The organism is Acetobacter malorum (assembly GCF_001580615.1).
GTDB classification, from domain to species: Bacteria; Pseudomonadota; Alphaproteobacteria; order Acetobacterales; family Acetobacteraceae; genus Acetobacter; species Acetobacter malorum.
In genome coordinates this window covers 126,976-151,494 of sequence record NZ_LHZC01000052.1, presented here as the reverse complement: position 1 = coordinate 151,494, position 24,519 = coordinate 126,976, and the positions used below count along the sequence as shown (strand labels likewise).

Here is a 24,519-nt window from a genome sequence, read left to right as displayed (position 1 = left end):
GCTGAGATGCAAACTCTGACGGGCCTGTCTGCTCTGGCAGACCAGTATGACGGCTATATTATTGACCTGTGGGGCACGGTGCATGACGGCGTGCAGCCTTATCCCGGTGCCGTTGCCTGTCTGGAAGCCTTGCGGGTGGCAGGCAAGCGCGTGGTCATGCTTTCCAACGCCCCGCGTCCGGCAGAAGTCGTCTGCCGCCAGCTTGAAGGGTTTGGCATCAGCCGGGACCTGCATGATGGTGTGATGACCAGCGGGGAAGAAGTGCGTCGTCTGCTGCGGGAGCGGGATGATCCGTGGTTTGCCCGGCTGGGGCGACGGGTGCTGCATGTGGGCGGCACGCATGATCTGGGCCTGTATGACGGGCTGGATCTGGACCGGGTGACAGACCCGGCAGAGGCGCAGTTTATCCTCAATACCGGGCCGGATGCGGAACGCGGGGCGGACTCGGTAGATCCATATCTGCCGGAACTACGCGCTGGGCTGGAACGTGGGCTGCCGATGCTATGCGCTAACCCGGATATGGTTGTGGTCAAAGGTGGCCGCCGGATGATCTGTGCAGGCGTGCTGGCATCATTTTATGAGCAGGAAGGCGGCAATGTGCGGTGGGTTGGTAAACCGTACAAGGACATTTATGCCCCCGTATTTTCCATGCTGAATGTGCCGCAGGATCGCATTCTGGCGATTGGGGATGCCTTGGCCACCGATATGCGTGGGGCCGCCGTTGCCGGGATTGCTGGCGCGTGGATTCTGGGCGGCATTCATCAGGAGATGATTGGCGACAATGCTGAGCTTGCCGTCGAAGAGGCCGAAGCTGCGGGCCTGCGCCCGGTTGCGTCTCTGCCGCGTCTGGTCTGGTAACGCTTAGAGGGTGTTTAAAGCGTCTGGCGGGGTTTTCTCGCCAGACGGCCTGACTAAAATCCCTTAGAAATCCGGCAGAGTCTGGGCCAGATGGCCACCCTGCCGAATGGGGGCGATCCGGCGGGCCAGCCCCGTGGCGTCATCCGTTTCCACCATAATGCCGCACATGGTGGCATCACCCTCCGCCGGTTGCAGGCGTTCGCCCGGCATTTTGCGGATGAAGCGGGCCATGGCCGGTTCCTTGGTCATGCCGATCACACTGTCATAATCCCCGCACATGCCCGCATCCGTCTGGAAAGCGGTTCCGGCAGGCAGAATCCGGTGGTCTGCCGTGGGGGTATGGGTGTGCGTGCCCACCACCAGAGAGACCCGGCCATCCAGCACATTGCCAAAGGCCCATTTTTCACTGGTGGCTTCCGCATGGATATCCACGACGATGGCCTGTGTGGTCACACCCAGACGGTGGCGGCTCAGCAGTTCATTCATGCAGCGGAAGGGATCATCCAGCGGGTCCATAAACAGGCGACCCATGGCGTTAACTACGAGCGCCTTGCGTCCATCCGCCAGTTCAACCTGCACGCTGCCGTTCCCCGGTGTGCCGGGCGGGAAATTGATGGGGCGGATAATGCGCGGGGCGGTGCCAATATGGCCAATCATGTCACGCCGGTCCCAGCTATGGTTCCCCAGCGTGATGACATCCACGCCGCCTTCAAACAGGTCCGTAGCGATGGCGGGGGAGAGGCCAAACCCGTGGCTAGCATTTTCAGCGTTCACCACCACCAGATCCAGCGCGAGCGTTTTCCGTAATGTTGGCAGGCGGGACAAAACGGCCTCACGGCCACACCGGCCAACAATATCACCCAGAAAAAGAATTCTCACGCCGTCGTCTTTCCTCGTTTGCAGTCAGTCAAAATGCAGGGTCTCCCGCTCTGTTACCAGACAGGAGAGGGGTTGGTCATACGGTCCTGTGGGAAGCTGGTCCACTTCCTGCGCGGCCAGCGCGTAGCCAACGCTGCGCACAGTGGGCAGGGATGCCAGTGTGCGATCATAATAGCCGCCACCATATCCCAGCCGGTTGCCCGTGCGGTCAAACCCCAGCAGGGGGACCAGCACAAGGTCTGGTGTCAGAATCGGGCCTTCGGGCACCTGTGTGCCAAAGCGCCCGCGCAGCATGGAGGTTTGGGGTGTCCAGAGCCGGAAGGTCAGCGGTTGCCCGCGTGGGGGTGTATCCGGCAGCAGCACGTTGCGTCCGGCAGTGCTGAGCTGATGGCAGAGGGGGCGGAGGTCAATTTCATGCGGCAGGGGCCAGACACAGGCAATGCGCAGGCACTCTGTAGCCAGCAGGGTTTCCGCCAGACGTGCGCAGAGGGTGGTGTCCACGCCTGCGTCGCGGGCTTTCAGAACAGTGAGGCAGCGTGTCCGTTGAGCCTGCTTGGCCTCGGCAACAGCCGGAGGGTCTGAAATCAAAAAAGATGAGTGCGAAGCCGCCATGGCCGTTGGTCTTTCAACCTCCAGGACCTGCTTGTACAGGTGGGCGCCGGATAATGTGACCAGGGCCACAACAGAGCCAGCTCCCTAGGAAGTGCTTATCGGCCCAGGGAATGACTCGCCTGACGCACCGGGCAGCTCCGCCTCTTCTATGTAGGCGTCCTCAAGGCTGGCTGCAATAGCTTCCGCATGTTCTGCCATGTCAGTCAGGCGACTGTTCATCAGCATTTGCTCTGTGCGCAGGCGTTCCGCCTCTTCCACAGCCTGTGTTGTGCTTTCCGGCACATGCTGGCTGGAGAGGTCCTGAATTTCATCAGCCATGAACAGGGCGGCCAGCACGAGCACGCGGCTTTCCCCGGTAAAGCCGAGGTCCCGCACGCGCTGCACGCGGCGTTCAACCTGCTGGGCCATGGCCTGAACGTGCCGTTCCTCGCCGTTTTCACACCCGACGGAATAGCTGTGGCCATTAATGCGAATTGAAACAAGCGCCATGGTTATTTATCTTCCGGTCGGTCCGCGTGGGCCAGAGCGTCGCGCACGCGGCTGATCAGCACATCAACATTGGCAACGAGTTCCTGCGTATCCACGCTCTTGCGCTGTTCTGCCTGACGGCTTTTATCAAGAGCGAAGGAGATACGCTGCAAGGCGCGGTTCAGCCGGTCAATCGGATCAATTTCTGCAGGTGAGGGTGTTTCTGCCAGCCCGGAGGCGGCAGGGTCGTGTAATTCTGTCAAAGATGGTCCGGGACCCTGATCTTGCATTCTTGTCTACCCTTCTCTCAAAAGGAATCACCCGCAAACGCGGCGGCGTCAAGCATGGTCATGGAAAACAATCCAATTTTATCGCCTTCTTTTCTGCCCTACGGCTTCTTTACACTTCATGATTACGCCAGCGGTATGGCAGTGTGTCATGCCGCGCAGAGTGCAGGGGTGCTGACGCAGCAAACATCAAGAGTCCCCTTCGGGTTCCTTTCTGCTCCCGGTGCGGCAGGATTTATGGGCGTGCCGTGGTGGCAGGCGCTTATCCGCCAGCTGGAGCAGGAAAGCGGCTGCCAGTATTTTCATGTTCTGGATTGCGGCAGCAGCGTGGGGCATGCGGTCATGGCATGCACGCTTGGTCAGAAAAATGTCATTTTGCAGACCGATTCCGAACGTATGGCCGCCGTTCGCGTTCTGTACCAAACATGTAGCGGGCACCTTTTTTCGGTTCGTCCGCCATCATTTGACCTTACGGGTCCGCTATCTGCAAAAACGCATCTTGCCGCGTATTTCATGCGCAGTTATTGCCAGTGAATGGTTCCGGGAAATACAGGCCCGGATGAAAGCCAAGAGGAAGGATTTCCCAATGACGCTTACCCCCCAGGTTAAGGCTATTCTTGATCAGTACGAGAGCGATAATCCCGGTACAAAAACAAATCTCGCCCGTTTCCTGAATGCAGGTAAACTTGGTGGCACGGGTAAGCTGGTCATTCTGCCGGTGGATCAGGGCTTTGAGCATGGCCCGGCCCGTTCCTTTGCGGCGAACCCGGCAGCGTATGACCCCCACTATCATTTTGAACTGGCGATTGAAGCAGGGCTGAGCGGCTATGCAGCACCGCTGGGCATGCTGGAATGTGGTGCAGCAAAATATGCGGCTGAAATCCCGCTGATCCTCAAATGCAACAGCTCCAACAGCCTTGCTACGGAAAAAGATCAGGCCGTGACCGGCACCGTAGCCGATGCGCTGCGTCTGGGCTGTGCGGGTATTGGCTTTACCATCTATCCGGGGTCTGAATACTGCTTCGACCAGATGGAAGAATTCCGTGAGCTGGCAGCTGAAGCCAAAGCCGCTGGTCTGGCTGTTATCCTGTGGAGCTACCCGCGTGGCCCGCTGCTGGATAAACCGGCTGAAACCGCTGTGGACGTCTGTGCCTATGCAGCCCATATGGCCGCTCTGTGTGGCGCCCACATCATCAAAGTGAAGCCGCCGACGGATCTGGTTGCTCTGCCTGCCAACAAGCCTGCTTATGAGCAGAACAACATTGATATCTCCACGCTGCCGGCCCGTATCCGCCACGTGGTGCAGTCCACCTTTGCCGGTCGCCGCATCGTGATCTTCTCCGGTGGTGAAAAAGCCGGGACGGACAACCTGCTGACGACGATTAAGGGCATTCAGGAAGGTGGTGGCTTCGGCTCCATCATCGGCCGTAACGTCTTCCAGCGTCCGAAAGCGGAAGCTCTCGATCTGCTCAACCAGATCATCACCATCTTCAAAAGCTGAAACAGCTGGACGTGACGACAGGACAGGGGGCCGGGATGACGGCGTATGATGTCTATCTCGCAACCCCCGTTCTGCGGGATGTCGAGGCTTTTCTGCCAGATCTGGCGCGGGGAATGCAGCAGCATCCCCCCGCTGCCGTTCTGCTCCGGCTGGCCGATGCGCCAGATGCGGAGCTGATCAAACACATTCAGACCATTCAGTCTGTGGTTCACGCGCAGGACATTGCCCTGATGCTGGAAGACAGACCGGCTCTTGCCGCCCGCACCGGGTGTGATGGCGTGCATCTGTCCACCGGATTTGCCGAGGCCTCCGTCAAGGATGTGCGGAAACAGATTGGGGATGATCTGCAACTTGGCGTGTCTGTAGGCGGAAGCCGTGATGCCGCAATGCGGGCCGGTGAGGCCGGGGCTGATTATATCAGCTTTTCTACCGCCATTCCGGTGGTGCCGGCGGAAGGTGAAGCCCCGGAAAGCCTGACAGACCTCGTGCGCTGGTGGTGTCTGGTGATGGAACTGCCTGCGGTGGTGGAAGTGGAAGAGCCTGCTCAGATTGCGGCTTTTGAAGAGGTGGGCGCGGACTTCATCCAGCCCGGTCCTGCGTTCTGGGAAAACCCGTCCCTCTGGCCATAGTTCAGCCATGTCCCTCTGCCATGTCTGCACCCTGATCTTCGGCTTGAAGACCGGCTTTTATGGCCGCATACAGGCTGAGGACGTTTCGAAAAGGGTAGTCCCATGATGAACAAGAAAACTCTTCTGGCGCTGGTTGCCGTTGCTGGCCTGACAGGTGCAGGCTCTGCCGCACAGGCGCAGAGCTTTGGCAGCATTGGGCAGAACGCTCTTTCCGCCGCCACCAGCAGCGCTAAAAGTGGTGCCGCTGGCATGGTGGGGAACATGCTCCCCAGCCTGTCTTCCGCCAGCACCAGCAACCTGACGGGTATTCTGGGCTACTGCGTGCAGAACAACGTGCTTTCCGGTGCGAGTGCAACCTCCGCAGGGTCTGTGCTGAACAACCTGACCCAGCAGCAGGGTGTCACCTCTTCCAGCGGTTATAGCGCTGGTCAGCAGGGTCTGCTGCAGACGGGTGATAACCAGATGTTCTCTCTGGCCAACCTCAAAGGCCAGCTGAAGACCAAGCTGTGTAACACGGTGCTGAGCAAGGCTCAGTCTCTGCTGTAATCCGCTGAGTTTACGCATTTAAAAAGCCTGCCGGTTTTTCAACCGGCAGGCTTTTTTTGTGCTTAGCGCGTGGCGCTGTTTTGCAGGACCGGCGGGGTGGCCAGAGTATTGGCCCCTTCGGTGGCCCGATGGCCGGGGATGGGCTGGGGCACAACAGGCGTGACCGCAACAGGGGCCGGAATACCTTTGGGCGTGTCCGCCCGTACAGCCTGGGTAACGCGTTTGGCGACGGCCAGAGGCGGATCGTTAGCAGGCGGCAGCAGCAGAGACTGCGTAAAATACAGCCTGCCGTTGGACTGCGGGATGCCCGTAACCCACAGGCGGGAGGTCATGCCTGCGCCATTGCCCAGAATAATCTGGCCGGTTGGCTGATCAATCCATGCAGACAGAATGCGGCCGCTCAGCGTCGGCAGGCCGACAGAATGAGTGGGAGAGGCCTGAGCGGCAACGCGCAGCTGATCGACCGACCATTCGCCCTTCACAATGGAATAAGCCAGAATGTCGCGCAGAAGGGCGGCGTTTTCCGGGGCCGTCAGCTTACTGCCTGCCGGAGTCTGATAAGTCTCCAGCACTGCGTTCGGGATACCAAACACGGTATAGGGCCCGCTTTGCTGCAGGGTGCTGAACAGCCCGGTGGTGTTCAGGCCATGCACATAATCAGCCATCTCAATGGCGGAAGGCAGCGTGTCGGAGAGCGGGCGGTCACAAAAGGCCGGGCTTTCCGGGTCTGCATACGCAAGGGCGCTGTCTGGAATACCCTTCTGGTTTTCAGCCGCCGTCTTGCCCGGCGCATAGGTCCGCGCACCGGAGACGGTGGGGAGCATATAGGAACAGGTGGAGGTGGGCGTAACGTACGGATCCTGCCGCGCCTGACTCTGGCACCCGGCCAGAGATGTCAGGGCAAGGAGGGCAGGGGCCAGAAGAGTCGGTTTTGACGGTATGCGTGCCTGTGCGCAGCGATGCCACATGGGCGTCTCCCAAAAAATCATGCCCTGAAAAGTCCAAGTGGAGTCGTGTGGCAGACTGCGCCGGGCATGGTCAGCATCCGTCTCCCCGCATTGTCCAGGCGGAGACAACTCCGTTTACCAGCTCAAAATTGGTCTGGCAGGTGTAGGTATAGGCCGTGCCTGTGCCACCCCAGCCGCCACCGCCCCATCCGGGGCCGCCCCAGCCACCACCCCAACCGCCATAGCCGCCACCCCAGCCACCGCCCCAGCCGCCGTAACCCCAGCCGCTCATGGGCATCATGGAATAGTCAGTCTGCTGGTTGATGTAGGAGAGGAATGTATGGTTGCCGGAAACAAACTCACGGGTGGGAACCCCGTAGGTCCGCACCACATCAATAGCCTGTTTGCCAATCATGGAATCCAGTTGGCGGCGTTCTTTGGCGGTGGGAACCTGGCAGGCAGCCAGAGAGAGCATGCTCACCAGAAGAAGAAGTTTTCTATGCGTCATGACGAGGATCCAGACAGGGTGAAACATGCCACCCCGGTACCATGCGCGCAGAGTGCCGGGGGCGGGGTAACAAACACATACGCTAAATCTTGCAGACTAACGGCTCAGCCACAAGACATCCTGTATGCGCCGTGCCCCACAGCTTAACATGACCAGCCTGTCAAACCCCAGTGCAATCCCGGAACAGGGGGGCATATGGGGCAGGGCGTCCAGCAGGCTTTCATCCACCGGCCAGTCTGGCCGGGTGGGGTAGAGCGCTTTGCGGGCTGTGCGGTCGGCGTGAAAGCGGCGGCGCTGTTCCTCAGCGTCTGTCAGTTCCTCAAACGCATTGGCCAGTTCCATCCCTGCGGCATACAGCTCAAACCGCAGCGCCACGCGCGGGTCCATAGGGTCACGCCGGGCAAGGGCGGCCTGACTGGCGGGCCAGTGTGTGAGAAAGGTGGGTCGACTGCGGCCTATGGCGGGTTCCACCCGTTCCAGCAGGAGCCGGAAAAACAGATCTTCCCAGTTTTCTCCAGCACGGAGGGTGCAGCCTGCGGTCTGTGCCAGCGCTGCAGCGTCGCCTTCCGTGGGCAGCAGATCCACCCCTGCGTGACGGAGGAAGGCCTCTTCCATGGTCAGCCGTTCAAAAGGGCACTGGATATCCAGCGTCTGGTCCAGTCCGGGGCCGGTATGCTCCAGCCGGGGTGGCAGCACAGCCCGAATCAGCGCTTCGGTCTCATCCATCAGCCCGTCCAGCCCGATGCCGGGGTGATACCATTCCAGCATGGTAAATTCCGGTGCGTGCAGGGCACTCTGTTCGCCATTGCGCCAGACTCGCGCAAACTGAAACACCGGCAGGCCCGTGGCGGCGACAATCCTCTTCATCGCAAATTCCGGGCTTGTGTGCAGGAACAGAGTGTCCTGCTCCCCCTGCGGTGTTTCCCGCACGGTGTGGAAAGGGTGCAGATGCACTTCTTCCCCCGGAACGGGCACGGCATAAGGCGTTTCCACTTCCATATGGCCGCGTGCTTCCAGAAAGGCGCGGATGCCACGCGTCATCAGCCCGCGACGGCGCAGGAAGGGCAGGCGATCCCGAATATGGTCCGGGTCAGCGTGTGTGGAATGGGTCTGTGGGATTGCAGGAGAGGACATGGTGAGAGTAGAGCCGTGACATGTCTCATCCGGTCAAGCCCCCTCCGTCCGCCCGCAGGCTTTTGCGCACCCCAGAGGATCTGATTGCCGCGGGTCTGGTCCCGCCTGAGCAAAAGGATGCGTTGGACGCCGTGGCGCAGGACTATGCCACCGCCATTCCGCCCGCGTTTCTGGACCTGATTGAACAACCGGATGACCCGATTGGTGTGCAGGTTATTCCCTCGCCGGAGGAACTGCTGGTCACGCCGGAGGAACGCTCGGACCCGATTGGGGATGAGGCGCTTTCTCCCGTGCCGGGCATTGTGCATCGCTACGCAGACCGCGCCCTGCTCAAGCCCCTGCTGGTGTGCCCGCTTTATTGCCGCTTCTGTTTCCGGCGCGAGCATGTTGGCCCAGATGGCGGCGTGCTGGATGATGCCGCGCTGGAAAAGGCGCTCGACTGGCTGCGGTCCCACCCTGCCATTCGGGAAGTGATTTTGACGGGCGGTGACCCGCTGATGCTGTCCCCGCGCCGGCTGGGGCAGATCATCACGGCCCTCTCTGCCATGCCGCATGTCACCACTATTCGCCTGCATACACGGGTGCCGGTCGCTGCACCCGAACGGGTGACGGATGCGCTGCTGGACGTGCTGGAAACCGATAAAGCGCTGTGGATGGCGGTCCACATCAACCATGCGCGGGAAATGTCAGAGGCGGCGCGGGCCTGCCTGAAGCGCCTTGTGCGCCGGGGTGTGCCGTTGCTGGGCCAGTCCGTGTTGCTGCGTGGCGTGAATGATAGCGAACAGGCTTTGGAAGACCTGTTCCGCAGCATGGTGGAAGTGCGGATGCGGCCCTACTATCTGCATCAGCTCGACCCGGCTCCCGGCACGGCGCGTTTCCATGTGCCGGTGGCGGAAGGCCAGCGGCTGCTGGCGGGACTCCGCGGGCGCGTCACGGGGCTGGCGTGGCCCACCTATGTGCTGGATATTCCCGGTGGTTACGGCAAGGTGCCGCTTGGCCCGGAGTATGTGGAGGGCGCGTTACAGGTGCGGGACCCGGAGGGGCGGCCGCATACCCTGCAACGGTTATAAGACTGCTGATTGAGCGGGATAAAAAAACGGCGCTCCGGGTAGGAACGCCGCTTTTCAGGCTTTTGAGAAGATTACTCGCCTACTGCGCCGCCGCCGGGGTGTCTGCGGTCATACCCACCATAATAGCGAGCGGTGCCTTTTTCACCCAGACGCGGGCCACCGACCAGAATGCCTTCCGGCATGCCCCACGGCGCATGGGGTGAGAACTGGTAGCCTTCGTGTTCCAGCGTTTTTTCAACGTCCGGAGAGACCGCCCCACTTTCCACTTCCACAGCTTCCGGCAGCCACTGCTGGTGCAGGCGCGGCAGGTCAATAGCCTGCTGGATATCCAGCCCGTAATCCACCACGCCCATCACAACAGAGAGGACAATGGTCGGAATACGGGAGCCGCCGGGGCTGCCAATGACCATCACCGGCTTGCCATCACGTGAGAGAATGGTGGGGGACATGGAAGAAAGCGGCGTCTTGCCCGGCGCAATGGCGTTGGCTGCGCTGCCAACAATGCCAAACATATTGGCGGAGCCGGGTTTGGCAGAAAAGTCATCCATTTCGTCATTCATGAAGATGCCGGTGTTGCCGCCCATCACCTTGGCGCCAAACCAGCCGTTCAGCGTGTAGGTGGTGGAAATGGCAAAACCGTTCTTATCAATCACGGAGAACTGGGTGGTCTCATGCTTTTCTGGCGTGCTGTCACCCGCTTGCAGCGTGCTGGAGGGGACAGCGATGTCTGTCGGGATATGGGAGCGCACCTCTGCCGCATAGGCCGGGTCCAGCAGGTGGTGTTCCGGGTTTTGCACAAAGGCCGGGTCACCAAGGTCACGCCGGTCGGAATAGGCGTGGCGCATGGCTTCAATTTCATAGTGCAGAGCGGGGGCGGTGTGCAGGCCAAGCGCGTGCATGTCATAGCCGGACAGGATATCCAGAATTTCACACAGAGCGATGCCGCCACCGCTGGGAGGCGGTGCGGTTTCAACCTGAAAGCCACGATACTGGCAGCGCAGCGGGGTCAGCTCACGCGGTGCGTAATGGGCAAAATCCGAGGCCTGCAGCAGACCGCCATTCTTGTTGGATTCTGCCACAATGGCCTGCATGATCGGGCCTTTGTAGAAGGCATCCGGACCGTGCTGTTCCACCTGCTCTAAAGAGCGAGCAAGGTCTTTCTGCACCAGACGATCCCCAACCTGCAGGGGCGAGCCATCGGGCCGCAGGAAAATGGAGCGTGCAAACGGATCAGCCCGGAAGGCGTCCGTTGAGGTGTTGAGAAGGGCAACATCCCCTTCTTCCAGCACAAAACCATCCCGCGCCAGCGCAATGGCCGGGGCCATGACGGCTTTGCGAGAGAGGTGTCCCCATCTTTGGTGAACGCTATCAAGGCCAGCTACGGTGCCGGGCACGGCAACGGCCTTCCAGCCGGTGACGGAGAGATCCGGGATCACATTGCCTTTGGCATCCAGATACATATCGGCGCGGGCGGCTGCGGGCGCTTTTTCCCGGAAGTCGATAAACACGGCCTGTTTGCCCGGCTCGCGCAGCAGCATGAAGCCACCGCCGCCAATATTACCAGCAGCCGGATAGACAACAGCCAGAGCGTAGCCCATGGCGACTGCGGCATCAGCGGCGTTGCCGCCTTGCGCCAGAATGCGCGCGCCGACCTGCGAGGCGAGCTTCTGGGCGGAGACGGCCATGCCATGTTGCCCCGGTGTGGGGGCAAGTGGCGGCAGGCCTTCCGGTTGACTGGTGCCGTAGGCCAGCGGGTCTGGCGCGTCAGCAGCCTGTGGGGCCGCTGCGAACGACTGAGTGGGCAGACTGCCTGCACCGCAGGCCAGCAGAACCAGTGCGGCAGAACGCAGGGCAGACAGGGTGCGGTCAGGCAGAACAGGCATGAGGCTCAGCTTTCAGTCGGGTAGGGCGGGCAGGTGTAGCCAGCGGGAGAGAGGGTGAAGATCTCGTAGCCGGTTTCTGTCACGCCCAGCATGTGCTCAAACTGAGCAGACAAAGACCGGTCACGCGTGACAGCCGTCCAGCCATCATCCAGAATTTTCACGTCAGCTTTGCCGATATTGAGCATCGGCTCAATGGTAAAGACCATTCCGGCTTTCAGCTTCATGCCTTCACCGGGTTTGCCGTAATGCAGCACCGTGGGTTCTGCGTGGAAGGTGCGGCCAATGCCGTGCCCGCAGAAATCTTCCACAATGGAATACCGGTTTTTTTCAGCCAGCGTCTGAATGGCGTGGCCAATGTCACCCAGCGTTGCACCGGGGCGCACCACTTCAATGCCGCGCATCAGGCAGTCATAGGTGGTTTTGATCAGCTTGGAGGCCTTCAGCGGCACTTTGCCGACGGTATACATCCGGCTGTTATCACCGTACCAGCCATCAACAATGGAGGTGACATCAATATTGACGATGTCGCCTTCCTGCAGGGCTTTGTCACCCGGAATGCCGTGGCAAACCACGTGATTGATGGAAATGCAGCAGGATTTGGGGAACCCGCGATAGTTCAGCGGGGCCGGAATAGCGCCGTGATCCAGCGTGTATTCATGAATAATGCGGTCAAGTTCCCCGGTGGTAACGCCCGGTTTGACGTAAGAGGTAATCATGTCCAGCGTGGCGGCCGCAAGGCGGCCCGCGGCGCGCAGGCCCACAAAATCCTGTTCGTTATGCAGAACAATACCGTTTCTGCCCGCCATACTGAGACTCCCTTATTTATACAGCTCTCGTTTTAAAGAGAGGTGCAAAATGGAGTCAGGGCGCAGCAAAGGCAACCCGCTTCCGGGAAGGAAGCGGGTATTAAAGAAAAAATCAGGTATGATTACGTGAGGTATGGCCAGCACGCGCCCGATGTGTTGTGGCGGTCGCGGGGCGCACTTTTGCCCCGATCAGGCGGATATGGTGCCCGTTGGCAACCGGGGTTGCCAGCACATAGCGGCGGCCATGGCGCACGGTGGTGTGGCGGGCTGCCGGGGCTTCCGCCACTTCCATGGGCGCATGGCGTGAGGATGCTGCCGCCAGCATGATCACACGGCCACCGCGTGTGCGGTGGGAGGGAACAGTGTTGCGGGCCAGAACCAGCGGACGGGCCACCGGTGCCACGCCCTCGGCGTCAAACCCACGGTCAAGCTGATCCGCCATGGCCAGCGTGCGCTGGGTGTTGGAAGAAGCACCCATCACCACGCCCACCAGCCGCACATCATTACGGAGAGCTGAGGTCACGAGGTTACGACCTGCTTCCTGCGTGTACCCGGTCTTCATGCCGTCAGCGCCCACATAGGCTTTCAGCATCGGGTTGTGGTTGGGGATCATCCGCCCATGGAAGCGGAAAGCCGCGACGGAGAAGTAATGATAATCTTCCGGGAAGTCCGTCACAATATGGCGGGCCAGAACAGCCAGATCACGCGCGGTGGTCAGCTGGTCCGGGTCCGGCAGGCCGGAGGCGTTGCGGAAGGTGGTGTTGCTCATGCCCAGTGCGCGGGCCTGCTGCGTCATCATCGCGGCAAACTGAGGCTCACTGCCGCCACCCAGAAGTTCACCCAGAGCGCAGGCGGCATCATTGGCGGATTTGGTCACCAGAGCCAGCATGGCCTGCTCCACGGTCAGGTGAGAGCCGGGAACCAGACCGAGCTTGGAGGGTTCCATAGTAGAAGCGTGAATGGACACAGGCACAGACTGACCCAGCGTAATGCTGCCGGCGCGCAGGGCGGAGAACGCCATATACAGCGTCATCAGTTTTGTCAGGCTGGCAGGATAGCGGCGCAGGTCCGGATCTTCCTGAGAAAGGACAGCGCCCGTTCTGGCGTCCATGACGATGGAGCTGAGCTGCCCGGCATACTGTGCGTGAGCGGCACGCTGCGTCACAAAGCTGCCCAGTGCGACGCCAGCCATCAGGCCTGCCCATTTGCGCAGGCTGGAGCGGCGTTTGTGTGGGGTTCCAGCCTGTTTGCGGCGGCCTGTTCCGTCTCCTGCTGCGTGAATATCTGGCACTGCGCGATCCTACCTGGTTTTTTCTTCAGGATATTTAAGTGTGGTAATTCAGATAGTAAGACCGCGTCTATAAGAAATCTGGAGACCCCGGACTCTGGCGCGGTGATGTTCTGTGGAAAATGTCAGCCGCGCATGTGGCACAAATAAGGCATTTTCCCCAGTATTGTCTTGATTTTGGAACGTTTCTCAGGCCCTAAGCCTCTTCCATCCCTCAGGTGAATACCAATATGATGTCTCATGATTTTTTCTGTCAGAAACCGGACCCGGAGTTCTAGCCCGATGGTATCGCGTCATTTTTCAGTCCTGCATGCGGGCAACGGGCCGTCACGGCGTGATGCCGGAGGGGCCGATTCGGGTGATGATCAGAACGACGTTGGTGTGGTGGTGCGGGCACGTCCCAAAACGCGCAAACCCGCCATGTACAAAGTTCTGATGCTCAATGATGATTACACGCCAATGGAATTTGTCGTGCATGTGCTTGAGCGGTTTTTTCAGAAGACTCGGGATGAAGCCACAACCATCATGCTCAGCGTGCACAAACGCGGCGTGGGCGTGTGCGGTGTCTTTACGTATGAGGTGGCCGAAACCAAGGTCACGCAGGTGATGGATCTGGCCCGCCAGAACCAGCATCCGCTGCAATGTACGCTTGAAAAGGACTGAGTGCGGAGCAAAAGAAAAACCACTCGCTCCATTTTTTGTGCAGTTGTGACTCGCAATTCCTCGCAAAGCAGCCAAATATGATGTGAAGGTTCCGGACAGGGTGGCGGTGAAGCCACGCCATTCCGGGCATCTGGGGAAAGGAGCGTCTCGTCATGTTGTCACGCAATCTTGAGCAGACGCTACATCGGGCACTTATTCTGGCCGGCGAGCGGCATCATGAATATGCCACGCTGGAGCATCTGCTGCTTGCCCTGGTTGATGATGCGGACGCCGTAACGGTGTTCCGGGCGTGCGGTGTTGATCTTGAACGCCTGCGCACCGATCTGACAGGTTTTCTTGATAAAGATCTGGCTGGTCTGGCCTCAGACCGGCCGACCGAACCCAAACCCACGGCTGCGTTCCAGCGCGTGATCCAGCGTGCAGCCATCCATGTGCAGTCCACCGGGCGGGATGAAGTGACCGGGGCCAATGTGCTCGTGGCCCTGTTTGCCGAGCGTGAAAGCCATGCTGTGTATTTCCTGCAGTTGCAGGACATGACGCGGCTGGATGCTGTCAATTTCCTTTCTCACGGTATTGCCAAGGCACCGGACCGTTCAACGCGTCGCCCCGTAACAGGCACCGGCAACACTTCCGGCCCTGAAAAGGGTGAAGACTCTGAGCGCGGCGAAGCACGCACCCAGAAAAATCAGGATGCGCTGTCCACCTATTGCGTCAACCTTAACGCCAAGGCGGAAGCGGGTAAGGTTGATCCGCTGATCGGGCGTGATGAGGAAGTTGAACGCACGATCCAGATCCTGTGCCGCCGCACCAAAAACAACCCGCTGTATGTGGGTGACCCCGGTGTGGGTAAAACCGCCATTGCCGAAGGGCTTGCCCGCCGCATTGTGGAAGGCAACGTGCCGGAGGTGCTGCTGAAGGCGACCATCTATTCTCTTGATATGGGGGCGCTGCTGGCCGGCACCCGTTATCGTGGGGATTTTGAAGAACGCCTGAAAGCTGTTGTGACGGAGCTTGATCAGGACCCGCATGGCATCCTGTTTATTGATGAAATTCACACGGTCATTGGGGCCGGGGCGACGTCTGGCGGGGCGATGGATGCGTCCAACCTGCTCAAACCCGCACTGGCTGCGGGCACGCTGCGCTGCATTGGCTCCACGACCTATAAAGAGTTCCGGCAGCACTTTGAAAAGGACCGTGCACTGGTGCGCCGGTTCCAGAAGATTGATGTGCCGGAACCGAGTGTGGATGATGCCGTCAAAATTCTGCGCGGTCTGAAGAGCAGCTACGAAAAACACCACAAGGTGCGTTACACGGATGATGCCATTCGTGGGGCTGTGGAACTGTCGGCCAAATATATTCATGACCGCAAGCTGCCGGATAAGGCGATTGACGTGATTGATGAGGTCGGCGCGTCCCGCATGCTTCAGCCGGAAGGGCGGCGGCGGAAAACCGTCAACCTGAAGGACGTGGAAGACATCATTGCCCGCATTGCGCGCATTCCGCCCAAGAGCATCTCGGCGGATGACAAGGAAGTGCTGCGGTCTCTGGAGCGTGACCTTAAGGGGATGGTGTTCGGGCAGGATCAGGCCATTGATACGCTCTCTGCGGCGATCAAGCTGTCCCGTGCCGGGCTGCGTGACCCTGAAAAGCCGATTGGTAACTATCTCTTCTCCGGCCCCACGGGTGTGGGGAAAACCGAGGTAGCGCGCCAGCTGTCCACCACGCTGGGGATTGAGCTGATCCGCTTTGATATGTCCGAATATATGGAGCGGCACTCTATCTCGCGTCTGCTGGGTGCGCCTCCGGGGTATGTCGGGTTTGATCAGGGTGGTTTGCTGACCGATGCCATTGACCAGCATCCGCATGCGGTTCTGCTGCTTGATGAAATCGAGAAAGCGCACCCAGACCTCTATAACGTGCTGTTGCAGGTGATGGATCATGGCCGACTGACGGACCATAACGGCAAGACGGTCGACTTCCGGAATGTCATCCTGATTATGACGACCAATGCCGGGGCCTCTGACCTCAGCAAGGAAGCAATCGGCTTTGGCCGGGATGCACGGGAAGGGGAAGATGAGGAGGCGATCAAACGTCTGTTCACCCCGGAATTCCGCAACCGTCTGGATGCCATTATCCCGTTTGCCAACCTCACGCCGGAAACGGTGGGCTGCGTGGTCGAGAAGTTTGTGCTTCAGCTGGAAGCGCAGCTTGCAGACCGTAACGTGACCATCGAGCTTTCTTCCGCAGCCAAGGAGTGGCTGGCAGAGCGTGGGTATGACCGGCTTTATGGTGCGCGTCCGCTGGGGCGTGTCATTCAGGAGTTCATCAAGAAGCCGCTGGCTGAAGAACTGCTGTTTGGCAAACTGACCAAGGGCGGCGCGGTGAAGATTGGTCTGAAGAACGACGCACTCGTGTTCGATATCCTGCCGACCAAAACGTCTGGCAGTGCAAAAGAAGATGAGCCCGGCAATGAGCGGGAAGAGGAAGCCGCCGACTAATCTGGCTTCTGAGTGCAACAAAAGAAAACGGCCCGTCTGGATAGTCAGACGGGCCGTTTTTTTGCTTATTCGTATCGCGTGCCGTTCACAGTCACGTAGCCCGGAACATGCCAGGATCGGCCGGTGCCGTGATGCGTCCAGTCCACGCCCTGCCGGCGGATGGAATCGTAATAGTAGCGGCCAACCACTTCCACCTGATCCCCTTTGTTGACCCACGGCCATGCCGGGGCATGCATTTCATCCAGCCCGGAGACGATGCGGATGGAAACTGTGGGGGTTACGGCAAGGTAGAAATAGCCATGCCAGCCGCTGCGGGTGCGCTGCGCTTTGGGACTGACGGCCAGCACGCGGCCACAGATATGCACAGCCGTGTCTGCTTTGTCCCCGCCATTTTCAAAAGCGAGCTGTTTGGACAGAAAATCCTGATTGTCGCAGGTGGGGGACACAGTCTGGGCGACATCTGCCCTTTCGGCGTGCCTGCTGCGGGCCTCTGCCGGGTGTGTCAGGCTTGTAAGGCCTGCAAGGAGCAGAGCCGCGGCGGGAAGCAGGCGGGAATATGCCATCATAAGCAACAGGACCTTTTTACTTTTTCTCAGCCATCAGGCGGGCGCGATAGTCATCCAGAGATTTGGAGACTTCCGGATCAGGCTTCGGGGCTGTCTGGTTCAGCCCCTTCAGGGCGCGGATAATTGCCCCAATCACCACAAGCCGGGCATACCATTTATGGTTGGAGGGCACCACAATCCACGGCGCATGCGGGCGTGCGGTCTCGCTAATGGCGTCCTGATAAGCCTTGGTGTAATCGTCCCAGAATTCCCGCTCATGCATGTCTGAGGGAGAGAATTTCCAGCGTTTTTCCGGCACGTCCAGCCGTTCCAGAAGGCGCTCGCGTTGTTCTTCTTTGGAAATATGCAGGAAGAATTTCAGCACCACCGTTCCCTGCCGGTTCAGGTAATGTTCCAGATGGCGGATGTCGCTGTAGCGGCCTTTCCAGAATTCCGGCGTGTTGATGGGGCCGGGCAGATGTTCATGCTCCAGCATTTCCGGATGAACGCGGGTCACCAGCACATCTTCATACTGGCTGCGGTTAAAAATCGCGATGCGGCCAACCTGCGGCGCAGCGGCGTGAATGCGCCATAAAAACCCATGCTGGAGTTCCGACGGGCCGGGCTGCTTGAAGGAGGTGACGGTGACGCCCTGCGGGTTCACGCCGGACATGACATGTTTGATGGTGCCGTCTTTTCCGGCAGCGTCCATCCCTTGCAGGATAATCAGCATGGATTTGGTCTGATTGGCGTAGAGCAGGTCCTGTAATTCCTGCAGCTGCGCCTTTACGTCTTTCAGCAGCTTGGCGCCATCTTCCTTGGTCAGTCCCAGATTACCATCATCATCCGGGTTGAATTTGCTGAGGTCGAATTTTTCCCCATCGGTGACGTGATAACTGTCCAGCGCGCGCAGGAATTTGGCGAGTTTATTCATAAATAGGCTTCTTCATTCTCTTTCCCGCCCACAGCTACGTGTGAGGGCGGGGGGTGATAAGGCGGGCCGCACAGGCCGCGTGGTCAGGGCCTGAAATCAGGCAGACCCACGCTGAAAAGGTTGCTAAAAAAACACGGGCACCACATATGCACCCTATGGCTTTTCCGCATGTTTCCCTTCTTGAACGCTCAGTCCGCCCCGGCGGGACGTTAACCGGCCTGCTTCTGGTGGCAACGCCAGCCCTCAGCGTAACTCCTTTTGACAGAAGTGTCATATATCTTTGCGCGCATGCCTCGGGTGAGGGCGCCATGGGGCTGGTCATCAACCGTCGTCTGCCCAAACCGGGCTTTGAAGACCTGCTTGAACAGTTGGAAATTCCCCCGGCACCGCCATTGCGTCGGCTTGGCCTGTGTGCCGGTGGCCCGCTGGAGGAGACGCGCGGCTTTGTCCTGCATTCTTCCGACTGGAAAGGCGAGGGCAGTATGCCGGTCACGGATGCTGCGACGCTTACGGCCAGTCTGGATGTGTTGCGGGAGATTGCCGAGGGCGGAGGCCCGCGGGATGCGTTGCTGGCTATGGGGCATGCAAGCTGGGAAGCCGGGCAACTGGAAGAGGAAATTTTCCAGCATGATGCCTGGCTGCTGGCGCCAGCCAGCCGTGAGATTGTGTTCGGGCATGACCATGCCGCCAAATGGCGGCAGGCTCTCGCCTCGATCAATATCGACCCTATTCGGCTGACCGGGCGCGCCGGTCACGCCTGAGGCTGGTTTAAAAGCGGAAGACGAAGTTGGACTGGTAATAGGTGCCGCTTGAGCCACCTGCGCGGTTGAGTGCATTAGACGTCATGAAGCGCGAGACATACTGCGTCCAGGACAGGTGCCTGTTGATCTGCCAGGCCAGAGAGGCCTGCGGGGCCATGCCGACAAACTTGCCCTTGAACTGATAAGGGAAGCTGTAAGACCCGGAAGATTTGTAAACAGGATCATTCGGGCTGTACCGCCAGAACAGGGGATATTTGACCTGAAAACTAAGAGATTTCAGGAATGTCGTCCGGATGAGAGGCGCCACGCTGATCAGGTTTGAGCCTGTCATATAAGTCGTGGTGTCCAGATAGTTGGTTTGCGGGTTGAAGGGCGAGATATAGGTGCCGATCGCCCCGGATGTTTTGCGGGCATTGCCGCCGGAATACACATCCGTTTGCAATCCTGCGAACGTATGAAAGCGATCATGCGGAATACGGTAGCCAACCAGCGTATTGAGCGCAAAGGCGTTCACGTTCCGGGACTGATTGGTCTTGGCGTATTTGAAGACGCCGCCCTGCCAGATGCCACCAAGAGAAAACTCAAATGGTCCGGCAATTCCATGCCAGCGCACACCAAAATTGTTGCGGGTGTTAGACCCGTTCTGGCTGCCTTTGGCGGTGGCAATGGCCCCGGACGAGCCGGAGAGTTTGTAGCCAACGTAAAACACATCCAGAAAGGAGTTATATCTGTCCCCCATGAAGCGCCCATCAGGCGGGGCCCACGTCATGTTGAAACCATACAGGCGGGTATTATAGTTTTCCGTATCGTGAAACATCTTGTTCTGGCTGTCATTGGTCTGCACAAAATCCCAGCCATCAATACGGATGCGGGGCCAGACCATGTAAGCCCGAAAACCGTTCCATGAGAGCGGCACGTTGGGCGTTTCCCGGTTGTACAGCATGTAGGAGGGCGCATCCAGAAACTGCTGCCGCCCAAACATAAAGCCACTTTTGGCCCCCAGCATGGACCATTTGGTTTCAATAAAAGCCTGCTGGGCATCAAGGCGTTTACGATAGGTGCTGCCGTAGCCATAGCCGCTCCAGCCTGCGGCATCGGCGTTTACCAGCTGTCCGAACAGCCGGACGTGAGACCCCAGATGCAGGTCTGCGCCATACAGGTTGCGCACGGCAAAACGCCCGGAATCATTATTGTGCTGTGTGCCGAGGTTGGGGCGGCTTTCAAACCAGTTTCTCAGGCGCGTCTCTCCTGAAAAGCTGAGCCATATTGAACCACTTTCATTCAGGGCGATATATTTTATCAGATCAAATGGATCTTTCCGTTTGGATTTGTCCCGCAGGCGGCTCCAGTCTTCCGCCCAAGGGGCAACACCATATTCGCCAACCGGGCCAAAGCCTGCGGCTTCACCATTGCCACGGTTAAATACGCCCCAGTCATATTGGTGCCCGGAGACACGCCCCTGCACACCTGTTGTACGGACAGGCTGCCCAACGGGGTTAGCGTGGGGATACAGGACCACAGGCGGCAAAGGGGGCGGGGGCTGGCTGGCAGAGGGTGTGACCACAATACGCTCACGGTCCTGCGGCAGATAGACAGAGCCAGGCTGGCCCACTTTTTTCTGCGTGGCGGCTCCCGGTTCAGCCATGGCACAGGGCATTGAAAGAGCGGAAGACGCCACGGCAGAGGCGAGCAGGAGTGCGCGATGCAAGCCCGGTTTCCCGGTGAGTGAAGCGTGAGAGCGGAGGCGAACCATGAGATTTTCCAGAAAGAAGCGGAAAGCCGGGATTATGAATGGGGATAAATACTAAATTAATTCGTATTTTGTGAATTAAACATAATACGATCTAAATCGCAATATAGAAAACGATAAAATATCGTATTAAATTTCCCCCTGACGTGCGGCGGTGTTGGCGTATGTCTTTCGTTTAAAAGAAAAGAAAGTCTTCAATTTTTCGTGCCAGATGGCCGCTATGCCACAAAATGAAAGAGGGAAATTTAAAAAACGAAATAAAATGTATATTGCTGTGCGCAAGATTATCGCGCATGATATCGTGAATTAGGAATCTGAGGGTGCCTTGCCGCGTGTAAGTGTTTCGGTCAGGCAGGGCCTCTGGTAGTGCGGAGAGACTGGAATGACACATAAATCCCCCCTTCTGTCCCGGCGGTCCTTTCTGGGCGCGACCTCTCTGGTGGGCGGGCTTGTCGCGGGGGGAGGGCTGTGGGCCTCCTCTTCATCCGCAGCAAGCGCGCAGTTGCTGAATGTGTCCTACGACCCGACACGGGAACTATATGCCGAAATTAACCGTGCGTTTGCGGCCTTCTGGGCCAAAACGCATCCGGGTGAGTCCGTGTTTGTCCGTACCTCCAATGGCGGGTCAGGCGCGCAGGCGAGGTCTGTGCTGGAAGGCGCTCCGGCAGATGTGGTCACGCTTGGGCTGGCTTACGATATTGATATCCTCGCGCAGCATGGCTTGCTGGCGGCAGACTGGCAGAAACGCCTGCCCCATAACGCCACACCGTATACCAGCACGATTGTGTTTCTGGTGCGCAAGGGAAATCCCAAGAAAATTCAGGACTGGAGCGATCTGGTGCGGGATGACGTGAAAGTCGTCACTCCCAACCCGAAAACTTCAGGCGGTGCACGCTGGAATTATCTGGCGGCATGGGGCTGGGCACTGAAGCAGCCCGGTGGGTCGGAAGAAACCGCGCGCGCTTATCTGAAAGCTCTGTTCAGCCATGTGCCCGTGCTGGATACCGGTGCACGTGGGGCGACAAACAGCTTTGTGCAGCGCGGTCTGGGCGATGTGCTGCTGGCATGGGAAGATGAAGCCCTGCTGGCCACAAAGGATATCGGGCCGGATCAGTTTGACCTCGTCGTGCCCAAACTCACCATTCTGGCCGAACCGCCGGTGGCTGTGGTGGATAGCAATGTTGCCAAACATGGCACGCAGGCTCAGGCGCAGGCTTACGTGAATTTCCTGTTCTCACCCGAGGGGCAGCGGATTGGCGCAAAGCATTATTTCCGCCCGGTCGATGCGGCTGTTGCAGCGGAAAATACTGCGCGTTTCCCTAAGGTTGAAACATTCGATATCGCCAGTCTGGGTGGCTGGGCGGCCGTCCAGAAAAAACATTTTGGCGAAGGTGGCGTGTTCGACCAGATTTCACAGGGCTAACAAAACCCTGTTTTTTTGTGTCTGTTACAAAGGCCTGAAAGCAGACGGCGACGGAGGGGCCATGTCCGGCATGGCTCTCCCCGCTGGTGCGGTTGCGGAGGCCCAAGCCGGGGGCGCGTTAAACGGGCCATAGGGCATAGCGCCGGGTGCGGACATGGGGGAGACCGGAATAGGCGGCTGCTGTTCCCCCACACCGACCGGAGCCAGCGCAAACCGATTGCGGGGCAGGGCTTCCGGGCATTCCTCACACATCCACTGAATAATTTTTTCCCGAATTTCACAACGCAGATCCCAGCTACGGATGGCGGTGCGGGCGCTGGCTGTCACACGGATCATCATCGTCTGGTCGTTACAATCCGCCACCTGTGCGCTGAAGTCCTTGCCGGTCCATTGCGGGCAGGCGCGTACAATGTCTTCCAGCTTGGTGCGCAGGCGGTCCATGGGCGTGCGGTAATCCACATAGAGATAGACTGCACCAATCAGTTCCGCAGAATTGTAGGTCCAGTTTTCAAACGGTGTATCCAGAAAGAAGGCGATGGGCACAATGCGCCGCCGCCAGTCCCAGGAGCGTAGGACAACATAGGTGGACGTAATTTCCTCCACCCATGTCCAGTCACCCTGAAAGGCGATGAGGTCTCCCATACGGATGGGCTGCGTCATGGCAATCTGCACACCTGCAAACAGGTTGGCCAGAATGGGACGGGCTGCCAGACCAACAATCAGAGAGGCTGCCCCAGCCGAGGCAAACAGACTCAGCCCATATTCCCGCACCGGCTCAAAGGTGATCAGTTCAGCACTGACGGTCAGCGTCCCGATCAGAATTTCAGCCGCCCGCCGTAACAGGCGGACCTGTGTGGCGTGTTTGCGGGCCAGAATATCATCATCCTGATCCGCTTCCGCAAAGCGAGACAGATAGGCATCGGAGACCAGCCGGACCGTGACGATGGTGCCGTATCCCATCACCGCCACAAACGTCATGAGCAGCAGATGGGTGACACTGTCCAGCAGGTCGCCATGCAGGCCGCACGCCGGAAGAGCCAGCCCCATAGCCATGATGACGACGGTCAGCCGGACAGGCCGCCGTAGAGATTTGGTGAGGGAGCGCACAAACGCGCCGCGTCGTGCGCCGGGGATGCGCATCAGAATACGGTCTGTCACCAGCCTGCTCAGCATGGCTGCTACCAGCCCGACGAGAAAGAGCACCAGCAGAGAGACGAGGGGCGCTGGCAGCCAGCTCAACCAGCTTCGGAAAAAGGCCACCGCAGGGGTCAACTGGTTCTGAACCGTTCTGGCAAGCGGGTCATGTGTCAGGGCCGTTTCTGAAATAGACATGAAAAGAGAAAAATTATCCTCAATAAAAAATGAGCAGCACCAGACCTCGAAGGAGGCTGGCTGCGCGAAAGCGTCTCACGCTTTCCCTTTTGGTAAAGACGCATGACGACCGGATGAGTTTAGCTGTGCGTGCCCGATGCTGCGGGACGCGGCCCCAAAGGCTGGCGCACGGTGCGCCGGGGCGGGTCAGGAAACCGGAGAGGCCGGTTCCGTTTTAGTGGGTTCAGCAGGCCTGCGTGCCCACCGCCATGAACCCAGACCAAGCCGGGCAAGTTCCCGGTGCATGATCATGATGGGCCACTGGCCAGACCCCTGATAATTTCCCATGCCGTCTGGCGCGGAAAGCCGTTTAGCCAGAGCTTCCACCAGTGTTACCGACCGATGGCGTCCGCCTGAACAACCAATGGCAATGGTAGCATATTTTTTGCCTTCCTGCACAAAACGCGGGAGGACGAGCTGAAGCAGGCCGTGAATCTGGTTGAGGAACGGCAGATAATCGCTGTCTTCGGCTACGTAGGCAGCCACATCCGCATCCAGCCCGGTTTTGGGGGCCAGAGCCGGGTCATAATGCGGATTTCTTAAAAAGCGTGCATCCAGAACAATGTCCGCCTCACGCGGGAGGCCCGCCGGGTAGGCGAAGGACATCAGGGCGACGGTCAGCCCTTCACCCGCAGCGCCTTCCCACGGGCTGAAGCGGCTTTCCACAAACTGGCGCAGCTCAGGCGGGGGCATATCGGAGGTATCAATCACCAGATCAGCCGCCGCACGGAGCGGGGCGGTCAGGGCGGTTTCTTCCTCAATGCCTTCTTTAATGCTGCCATGCAGGGCCAGCGGGTGGCGGCGGCGCGTGGCGGTGTAGCGGCGGAGCAGAACACTTTCTTCCGCCGTGGCGTAAATCAGTTCCACCCGCAGGTTGGGGTTCATACGCAGGCGGGCGAGCGCTTCCAGAACGGCGGAGGCATCAAATCCACGCGTGCGGGAATCCACGCCAATGGCAACGGGGCGTTCGGCACGGGCAACAATATCGTCCAGCATGCCAAGTGGGGGGTTGTCGATCACCTCGTGATCAAGATCTTCCAGAATCCGCAGAATGGAAGATTTTCCGGCACCAGACAGGCCAGAGACCAGCAGGATGCGGCGTGGGATAAGGGTATCATCCACCGTGCGCATTACAGCTGTTTCCCCTTCAGTGTCGTG

Annotated in this window: 24 protein-coding genes, 1 other RNA gene and 1 pseudogene; 10 read left to right on the top strand and 16 right to left on the bottom strand. The window is 59.1% G+C overall.

Annotated elements, in window-relative coordinates; translation table 11 throughout:
• The first annotated feature begins 6 nt into the window (after positions 1–6).
• Positions 7–858, top strand: a complete 852-nt coding sequence (locus AD930_RS10530) for a TIGR01459 family HAD-type hydrolase (RefSeq protein WP_043551406.1) — start codon at positions 7–9, stop codon at positions 856–858.
• Between the two features lie 63 nt (positions 859–921).
• Here AD930_RS10530 and AD930_RS10525 read toward each other — a convergent pair whose 3' ends face one another.
• The 5 genes and pseudogenes from AD930_RS10525 to AD930_RS10505 form a co-directional block, all read right to left on the bottom strand.
• Entirely contained in the window at positions 922–1,737 is an 816-nt protein-coding gene (locus AD930_RS10525) for a TIGR00282 family metallophosphoesterase (RefSeq protein ID WP_043551313.1), read from the bottom strand.
• Between the two features lie 24 nt (positions 1,738–1,761).
• The gene (locus AD930_RS10520; RefSeq protein ID WP_061506180.1) at positions 1,762–2,349 is read right to left on the bottom strand and encodes a 5-formyltetrahydrofolate cyclo-ligase; all 588 of its coding nucleotides are present in this window, start codon (positions 2,347–2,349) and stop codon (positions 1,762–1,764) included.
• Positions 2,336–2,490, bottom strand: a non-coding RNA gene (ssrS, locus tag AD930_RS10515) — 6S RNA. The genes AD930_RS10520 and ssrS overlap by 14 nt, the downstream gene beginning before the upstream one ends.
• 156 nt (positions 2,491–2,646) lie before the next feature.
• Positions 2,647–2,838: pseudogene (locus AD930_RS18315) on the bottom strand (cell division protein ZapA); the annotation flags it as partial.
• Positions 2,839–2,840: 2 nt separating this feature from the next.
• Complete coding sequence (locus AD930_RS10505; protein WP_156102550.1) at positions 2,841–3,080, bottom strand: hypothetical protein; 240 nt, start codon at positions 3,078–3,080, stop codon at positions 2,841–2,843.
• 87 nt (positions 3,081–3,167) lie between these two features.
• On the opposite strand from AD930_RS10505, the gene AD930_RS10500 reads away from it, so the two are divergent.
• The 4 genes from AD930_RS10500 to AD930_RS10485 all read left to right on the top strand — a co-directional run bounded on the left by AD930_RS10500 (position 3,168) and on the right by AD930_RS10485 (position 5,780).
• Positions 3,168–3,638 carry a hypothetical protein gene (locus AD930_RS10500; protein ID WP_156476980.1) on the top strand — a complete coding sequence of 157 codons (471 nt, stop codon included), beginning with the start codon at positions 3,168–3,170 and terminating at the stop codon, positions 3,636–3,638.
• A gap of 52 nt (positions 3,639–3,690) precedes the next feature.
• Positions 3,691–4,605, top strand: coding sequence for a class I fructose-bisphosphate aldolase (locus tag AD930_RS10495; protein WP_061490986.1), 915 nt, complete (start codon positions 3,691–3,693; stop codon positions 4,603–4,605).
• A gap of 11 nt (positions 4,606–4,616) precedes the next feature.
• Positions 4,617–5,234 (top strand): thiamine phosphate synthase, encoded by a 618-nt coding sequence (locus tag AD930_RS10490; RefSeq protein ID WP_231869399.1) that lies wholly within the window; start codon positions 4,617–4,619, stop codon positions 5,232–5,234.
• Between the two features lie 102 nt (positions 5,235–5,336).
• On the top strand, positions 5,337–5,780 hold the full coding sequence (locus tag AD930_RS10485) for a DUF2501 domain-containing protein (RefSeq protein WP_061506178.1): 444 nt from the start codon (positions 5,337–5,339) through the stop codon (positions 5,778–5,780).
• Between the two features lie 62 nt (positions 5,781–5,842).
• Here the strand turns inward: AD930_RS10485 and AD930_RS10480 are convergent, their stop codons facing one another.
• From AD930_RS10480 to epmA, 3 genes are all read right to left on the bottom strand, one after another.
• Entirely contained in the window at positions 5,843–6,769 is a 927-nt protein-coding gene (locus tag AD930_RS10480) for a fasciclin domain-containing protein (protein WP_061506177.1), read from the bottom strand.
• A gap of 49 nt (positions 6,770–6,818) precedes the next feature.
• Entirely contained in the window at positions 6,819–7,235 is a 417-nt protein-coding gene (locus tag AD930_RS18310) for a hypothetical protein (protein WP_061506205.1), read from the bottom strand.
• A gap of 96 nt (positions 7,236–7,331) precedes the next feature.
• Entirely contained in the window at positions 7,332–8,369 is a 1,038-nt protein-coding gene (gene epmA / locus AD930_RS10470) for an EF-P lysine aminoacylase EpmA (RefSeq protein WP_061506176.1), read from the bottom strand.
• 20 nt (positions 8,370–8,389) lie between these two features.
• On the opposite strand from epmA, the gene AD930_RS10465 reads away from it, so the two are divergent.
• Positions 8,390–9,439 (top strand): lysine-2,3-aminomutase-like protein, encoded by a 1,050-nt coding sequence (locus tag AD930_RS10465; RefSeq protein ID WP_043551300.1) that lies wholly within the window; start codon positions 8,390–8,392, stop codon positions 9,437–9,439.
• A 71-nt stretch (positions 9,440–9,510) separates the two neighbouring features.
• Here the strand turns inward: AD930_RS10465 and ggt are convergent, their stop codons facing one another.
• The 3 genes from ggt to AD930_RS10450 form a co-directional block, all read right to left on the bottom strand.
• Positions 9,511–11,322 carry a gamma-glutamyltransferase gene (gene ggt, locus AD930_RS10460; protein ID WP_061506175.1) on the bottom strand — a complete coding sequence of 604 codons (1,812 nt, stop codon included), beginning with the start codon at positions 11,320–11,322 and terminating at the stop codon, positions 9,511–9,513.
• Between the two features lie 5 nt (positions 11,323–11,327).
• Positions 11,328–12,128, bottom strand: coding sequence for a type I methionyl aminopeptidase (gene map, locus AD930_RS10455; protein ID WP_061506174.1), 801 nt, complete (start codon positions 12,126–12,128; stop codon positions 11,328–11,330).
• A gap of 112 nt (positions 12,129–12,240) precedes the next feature.
• Positions 12,241–13,320: a D-alanyl-D-alanine carboxypeptidase family protein gene (locus tag AD930_RS10450; protein WP_081894335.1), complete on the bottom strand. Its 1,080-nt coding sequence runs from the start codon at positions 13,318–13,320 to the stop codon at positions 12,241–12,243.
• 378 nt (positions 13,321–13,698) lie between these two features.
• Here AD930_RS10450 and clpS point away from each other — a divergent pair, with 378 nt between their 5' ends.
• The gene (gene clpS, locus AD930_RS10445) at positions 13,699–14,079 is read left to right on the top strand and encodes an ATP-dependent Clp protease adapter ClpS (protein ID WP_043551295.1); all 381 of its coding nucleotides are present in this window, start codon (positions 13,699–13,701) and stop codon (positions 14,077–14,079) included.
• Positions 14,080–14,231: 152 nt separating this feature from the next.
• Positions 14,232–16,577, top strand: a complete 2,346-nt coding sequence (clpA, locus tag AD930_RS10440; protein ID WP_043551293.1) for an ATP-dependent Clp protease ATP-binding subunit ClpA — start codon at positions 14,232–14,234, stop codon at positions 16,575–16,577.
• A gap of 65 nt (positions 16,578–16,642) precedes the next feature.
• Here clpA and AD930_RS10435 read toward each other — a convergent pair whose 3' ends face one another.
• Together AD930_RS10435 and AD930_RS10430 are read right to left on the bottom strand one after the other, a co-directional pair.
• Complete coding sequence (locus AD930_RS10435) at positions 16,643–17,140, bottom strand: DUF3465 domain-containing protein (protein ID WP_061506204.1); 498 nt, start codon at positions 17,138–17,140, stop codon at positions 16,643–16,645.
• Positions 17,141–17,159: 19 nt separating this feature from the next.
• A complete protein-coding gene (locus AD930_RS10430; RefSeq protein WP_061506173.1) occupies positions 17,160–18,056 on the bottom strand; it encodes a polyphosphate kinase 2 family protein in 897 nt (298 codons plus the stop codon).
• Between the two features lie 155 nt (positions 18,057–18,211).
• On the opposite strand from AD930_RS10430, the gene AD930_RS10425 reads away from it, so the two are divergent.
• On the top strand, positions 18,212–18,817 hold the full coding sequence (locus AD930_RS10425) for a YqgE/AlgH family protein (protein WP_043551290.1): 606 nt from the start codon (positions 18,212–18,214) through the stop codon (positions 18,815–18,817).
• A gap of 7 nt (positions 18,818–18,824) precedes the next feature.
• Here AD930_RS10425 and AD930_RS10420 read toward each other — a convergent pair whose 3' ends face one another.
• Positions 18,825–20,570, bottom strand: coding sequence for an alginate export family protein (locus tag AD930_RS10420; RefSeq protein WP_244150565.1), 1,746 nt, complete (start codon positions 20,568–20,570; stop codon positions 18,825–18,827).
• 379 nt (positions 20,571–20,949) lie between these two features.
• Between AD930_RS10420 and AD930_RS10415 the strand changes: the two genes are divergently transcribed.
• Positions 20,950–21,990: a sulfate ABC transporter substrate-binding protein gene (locus tag AD930_RS10415; protein ID WP_061506172.1), complete on the top strand. Its 1,041-nt coding sequence runs from the start codon at positions 20,950–20,952 to the stop codon at positions 21,988–21,990.
• Between the two features lie 24 nt (positions 21,991–22,014).
• Here AD930_RS10415 and AD930_RS10410 read toward each other — a convergent pair whose 3' ends face one another.
• Positions 22,015–23,322 carry a mechanosensitive ion channel family protein gene (locus tag AD930_RS10410; RefSeq protein WP_061506171.1) on the bottom strand — a complete coding sequence of 436 codons (1,308 nt, stop codon included), beginning with the start codon at positions 23,320–23,322 and terminating at the stop codon, positions 22,015–22,017.
• Positions 23,323–23,508: 186 nt separating this feature from the next.
• The gene (gene rapZ, locus AD930_RS10405) at positions 23,509–24,492 is read right to left on the bottom strand and encodes an RNase adapter RapZ (RefSeq protein ID WP_043551287.1); all 984 of its coding nucleotides are present in this window, start codon (positions 24,490–24,492) and stop codon (positions 23,509–23,511) included.
• Positions 24,493–24,519 lie beyond the last annotated feature (27 nt).

What these genes read in the sequence shown, in the direction of transcription:
- AD930_RS10530 (WP_043551406.1), top strand. Translation starts at nt 7, where the DNA reads ATGCAAACTCTGACGGGCCTGTCTGCTCTGGCAGACCAGTATGACGGC.
- AD930_RS10520 (WP_061506180.1), bottom strand. Translation starts at nt 2,349, where the DNA reads ATGGCGGCTTCGCACTCATCTTTTTTGATTTCAGACCCTCCGGCTGTT.
- AD930_RS10500 (WP_156476980.1), top strand. Translation starts at nt 3,168, where the DNA reads ATGGAAAACAATCCAATTTTATCGCCTTCTTTTCTGCCCTACGGCTTC.
- AD930_RS10495 (WP_061490986.1), top strand. Translation starts at nt 3,691, where the DNA reads ATGACGCTTACCCCCCAGGTTAAGGCTATTCTTGATCAGTACGAGAGC.
- AD930_RS10485 (WP_061506178.1), top strand. Translation starts at nt 5,337, where the DNA reads ATGATGAACAAGAAAACTCTTCTGGCGCTGGTTGCCGTTGCTGGCCTG.
- AD930_RS10480 (WP_061506177.1), bottom strand. Translation starts at nt 6,769, where the DNA reads ATGATTTTTTGGGAGACGCCCATGTGGCATCGCTGCGCACAGGCACGC.
- AD930_RS18310 (WP_061506205.1), bottom strand. Translation starts at nt 7,235, where the DNA reads ATGACGCATAGAAAACTTCTTCTTCTGGTGAGCATGCTCTCTCTGGCT.
- epmA (WP_061506176.1), bottom strand. Translation starts at nt 8,369, where the DNA reads ATGTCCTCTCCTGCAATCCCACAGACCCATTCCACACACGCTGACCCG.
- AD930_RS10465 (WP_043551300.1), top strand. Translation starts at nt 8,390, where the DNA reads ATGTCTCATCCGGTCAAGCCCCCTCCGTCCGCCCGCAGGCTTTTGCGC.
- ggt (WP_061506175.1), bottom strand. Translation starts at nt 11,322, where the DNA reads ATGCCTGTTCTGCCTGACCGCACCCTGTCTGCCCTGCGTTCTGCCGCA.
- map (WP_061506174.1), bottom strand. Translation starts at nt 12,128, where the DNA reads ATGGCGGGCAGAAACGGTATTGTTCTGCATAACGAACAGGATTTTGTG.
- AD930_RS10450 (WP_081894335.1), bottom strand. Translation starts at nt 13,320, where the DNA reads ATGGCTGGCGTCGCACTGGGCAGCTTTGTGACGCAGCGTGCCGCTCAC.
- clpS (WP_043551295.1), top strand. Translation starts at nt 13,699, where the DNA reads ATGGTATCGCGTCATTTTTCAGTCCTGCATGCGGGCAACGGGCCGTCA.
- clpA (WP_043551293.1), top strand. Translation starts at nt 14,232, where the DNA reads ATGTTGTCACGCAATCTTGAGCAGACGCTACATCGGGCACTTATTCTG.
- AD930_RS10435 (WP_061506204.1), bottom strand. Translation starts at nt 17,140, where the DNA reads ATGGCATATTCCCGCCTGCTTCCCGCCGCGGCTCTGCTCCTTGCAGGC.
- AD930_RS10430 (WP_061506173.1), bottom strand. Translation starts at nt 18,056, where the DNA reads ATGAATAAACTCGCCAAATTCCTGCGCGCGCTGGACAGTTATCACGTC.
- AD930_RS10425 (WP_043551290.1), top strand. Translation starts at nt 18,212, where the DNA reads ATGGCTTTTCCGCATGTTTCCCTTCTTGAACGCTCAGTCCGCCCCGGC.
- AD930_RS10420 (WP_244150565.1), bottom strand. Translation starts at nt 20,570, where the DNA reads ATGGTTCGCCTCCGCTCTCACGCTTCACTCACCGGGAAACCGGGCTTG.
- AD930_RS10415 (WP_061506172.1), top strand. Translation starts at nt 20,950, where the DNA reads ATGACACATAAATCCCCCCTTCTGTCCCGGCGGTCCTTTCTGGGCGCG.
- AD930_RS10410 (WP_061506171.1), bottom strand. Translation starts at nt 23,322, where the DNA reads ATGTCTATTTCAGAAACGGCCCTGACACATGACCCGCTTGCCAGAACG.
- rapZ (WP_043551287.1), bottom strand. Translation starts at nt 24,492, where the DNA reads ATGCGCACGGTGGATGATACCCTTATCCCACGCCGCATCCTGCTGGTC.